Genomic DNA, 3,431 nt, shown 5'->3' with positions numbered 1-3,431 from the left:
CGCGTCCAGGGTTGCAGGCCCGTCATATTGGTATTGGGCATCCAGACGGCTATCACCCGCGTCTGCGCGCTAATTCGATTCACATCCCCTGAGCCGACCGGCAACACAACCACTATTTTCCACAGTACAGCAGGAACTGTCAGCTTACCGTTGGCAATACTACTTACTTTGCCGTTATCACCTTCGCCCCCTTTTCCATAAGTGCCCGCTACGATATAGACCTCATTCCCTTGAGCCAACAAACCACGCGTGTAATCTTCCAGATTCTTCCAGGCCTGCCGATTGTGTTGAGGGGCTTGAGGGACGATGTTGGTTAGAATAAAGGTAGTCTGGTTCTCCTGGGCCGTACTATCCCGATCATCGGAGGGGCAGAGATGACCTCGGTCGAAGCCGCTATTGGTATAGTCCGTATGGCGAGCCTGATACCAGGTAGTGGGCAAGCTTTGATCCGGAATGAAACTACCGCCATACCGTAAAGCAGACCCCTTCCAGGCGGTACTCAGATGCCAGCTGCACCAGTTGGCAATACCGGTTGACTTGTTATAGGAAACACTGTAGGTTGGCCTGGTAATCAAGTAGGCGTTTGGACTGGACTCCAGCGGTCTGGCCCCATCGGGATTGCCCATCGCCAGATTATCATCTCTGGTTGGGCTGGTGGTAACCGGAGGGGAAACCGCTGATTGCTTACACTGGCTAAAACCGCTAACGAGCAGCAGGAAAATGAGTATTCTGTTCAACTTCATAGGGATAAAAATAAGAAAACTTCATCCGCCTTAAGCACTCATGTAGGGTCAACGGGTTATTTACCCGACTGCAACACTTGCCTATTCCGCTGGTGGCATTTCGTCGCTTGCTGGGTCTACAACACTACCAGGATCTGGCCCGCCGACGAGACCCCCCTGATGCTTGACGCTTGGAAGAAGTGGAACAGATCGGGACCTATCTGGCGCAGATTGTGTCTTGTCCTAAAATCCCCCGATTGCGCTGGTGCTATTGAATAACAATGACAACATGAGAAAGGCTAGCTTGAGCCATTTTATTATCTTGTTAGGGCTTCAGCTATAAGCTCATCGATTCAATGGTACTCTCAAGTCCTTCCTAAAATCTGGGCTGGAATGTATAAGGCCTTTGTTAAAAGCAGAGGCAATTGATGAATACACTGGTGATCTCCCCAAGAGAATCCCGAATAGAAAAATCTTTTATCCATCCATGCATTCCCTGAAGCCATTTCACTCCTATAATCGTCAATTCGTATGGGAAAGCAAACGGCAACTCTTCCGGTTATTAATTCACAAGCTGCTGGCATCGATATCGGCTCCCGCGAACATTGGGTAGCCATCGATCAGAATAAGGAAAATGTACGATCCTTTGGGGTGTATACCCAAGATCACCAACTGCTCATTGACCATTTGCGGCAGCATGGCATTACGACGATAGCCATGGAAAGCACGGGCAGTTATTGGCAAACACTTTTCAACGCCTTACAGCAAGCTGGGTTTGACGTACTTCTAGTTGGTGGTAGCCAAACTAAGAATGTTAAAGGCCGAAAAACGGATGTTATCGACTGTTTGTGGATTCAAAAACTTCATTCCTTAGGTTTATTGTCCGGTAGTTTTTTGCTGAGCGATACGCTTCAGGAGTTTCGTACCTACTACTATCATCGGCAACATCTGATTGAGCAGCTAGCTACCTATACCCATAAAATGCAGAAAGCGCTTCGGTTGATGAATGTTCGGTTGGATGTGGCTATTCGGGACATTACGGGAAAATCTGGGCTGGCCATTATGGAAGCCATTCTGGCTGGAAACCACGATCCATACTATTTAGCCTCTTTAGTGGATGTGCGGATGAAAAAGTCTCAACAGGAAATTGCCCAATCGCTTCAGGGGTCATGGCGACAGGAGCTGTTGTTTGAATTGCAAGCGTCTTTGGATTTTTACAAACATTATCAAAACGCCCTGCTGTCGTGTGACCAGGTAATTGAACAAGCTTTACGACGAAGTGTTCCCCTAGAGTCGGTGTCGAAACCTGCGGAGAAGAAACTATCGAAACACGAGAAAAAGCCCAGTAAGCATACCCCTGCTTTTGACCTATCCAACTTGGCGTATCAGTATTTTCAAACGGATCTGTTTGCCATATCGGGCATCAGTTATAATACCGTTCTTTGTCTGTTAACTACCTTGGGGAAGGACATTCATAAGTTTTCCTCGGCAAAAAGCTTTGCTAGTTGGCTTCGGTTGGTACCTAACAATAAAATTAGTGGGGGGCGCATCATTAGCCATCGTACCCCTTCGGGTAAGTCCTATATCGCTTCTGCCTTACGTCAAGCTGCGAATTCAATTGGCAATCAGACCAATCATGAACTTACTCCCTTCTTCAAACGAATTGCTTACCGGAAAGGTCGGGTAGCAGCTATAACGGCCACTGCCCGAAAGCTGGCAGTCATTATATGGAATATGATAACGAAGGAAGAACCCTATAAGAAAACCCAAATCAAAGCGAATAGCCAACGAACAAAAGAAGCCGGATTACGGCAGGTGCAACGGCGCATTGAAGCCCTTAATTTAAATCAAGATGAGCTAACGCGGCTATTTTCAAAGGCTTCATTAACAGTTCTTTAGCTGGTCTTGTCCGAAAATAAGTTTACCATCACTTTAAGCAGATGGACCACTTATTTTTGCTTCGTACTCAGGCGCATGAGCTCAAGATGCGTCAGATGGTTGAAGAGATCAACCTGGGTCGACTGACCATTGATCAGGCCATGGCCAAGTTCAACGTTTTGACCCGCCACACGGTTAGAAAGTGGCTGGACCGGGTACGCCACGAGAACTTTCAGCGCACCGATGCCATGAAACAAGCCAGCAAACAGCCACCGCCAACGATTGTCGAGCAGATGGCCCATAAAGCCGATGAGTTGGCCCGACAAGTCAAACAGCTTCAGAAAGAGCTGGAGCAAGCCCAAACTCAGGTGCTTTATTATTCGACTGTGATTCGGGTTGCCGAGCAGGAGCTGGGCATCGCTATTGAAAAAAAGTCCGCTACCAAGCAATCCAACTCCTTCGAGTAAGCTATCCTCACCTCCGCGTCCGGCGGATCACCGGGTTGTTTGGTTTTAGTCGGCAAGCTTACTATCAACATAGCCATCGGCTTATCAAAGGTGAAGAAGCCGATCAACAAGTACTGGAGCTGATCGAAGCGGTTCGAAAAGATCACCCTCGCATGGGAGGCAAGAAACTATACTGGCTCCTGAAAGAAGAACTGGGACAACGGGGAATAAAAATGGGTCGGGATGCCTTGTTCGACTTAATGGCAGCTAACCATCTGTTAATCAGAAAGCGAAGGCGGAAGGTGATCACCACCTTTTCCCGACATCGGTTTCGCAAATACCCGAACCTGATCAAAGACTTGGTCGTTCTACGGCCCAATCAGGT

Annotated in this window: 3 protein-coding genes and 1 pseudogene; 3 read left to right on the top strand and 1 reads right to left on the bottom strand. The window is 48.0% G+C overall.

Going from position 1 to position 3,431, the window contains the following annotated elements; translation table 11 throughout:
- On the bottom strand, positions 1-743 hold a 743-nt coding region (locus tag ACYVGR_RS29450), incomplete at its 3' end, for a DNA/RNA non-specific endonuclease (protein WP_460963589.1).
- Positions 744-1,253: 510 nt separating this feature from the next.
- On the opposite strand from ACYVGR_RS29450, the gene ACYVGR_RS29445 reads away from it, so the two are divergent.
- The 3 genes and pseudogenes from ACYVGR_RS29445 to ACYVGR_RS29435 form a co-directional block, all read left to right on the top strand.
- Entirely contained in the window at positions 1,254-2,621 is a 1,368-nt protein-coding gene (locus ACYVGR_RS29445; RefSeq protein ID WP_460963588.1) for an IS110 family RNA-guided transposase, read from the top strand.
- Positions 2,622-2,662: 41 nt separating this feature from the next.
- Positions 2,663-3,067 (top strand): hypothetical protein, encoded by a 405-nt coding sequence (locus ACYVGR_RS29440; RefSeq protein WP_460963587.1) that lies wholly within the window; start codon positions 2,663-2,665, stop codon positions 3,065-3,067.
- A gap of 35 nt (positions 3,068-3,102) precedes the next feature.
- Positions 3,103-3,431 (top strand): annotated as a pseudogene (locus tag ACYVGR_RS29435) (hypothetical protein); the annotation flags it as partial.

The sequence above is a fragment of the Spirosoma litoris genome (assembly GCF_054776755.1).
The sequence above is the reverse complement of the archived record's forward strand: the minus strand, read 5'-3'. Positions and strand labels throughout refer to the sequence as shown.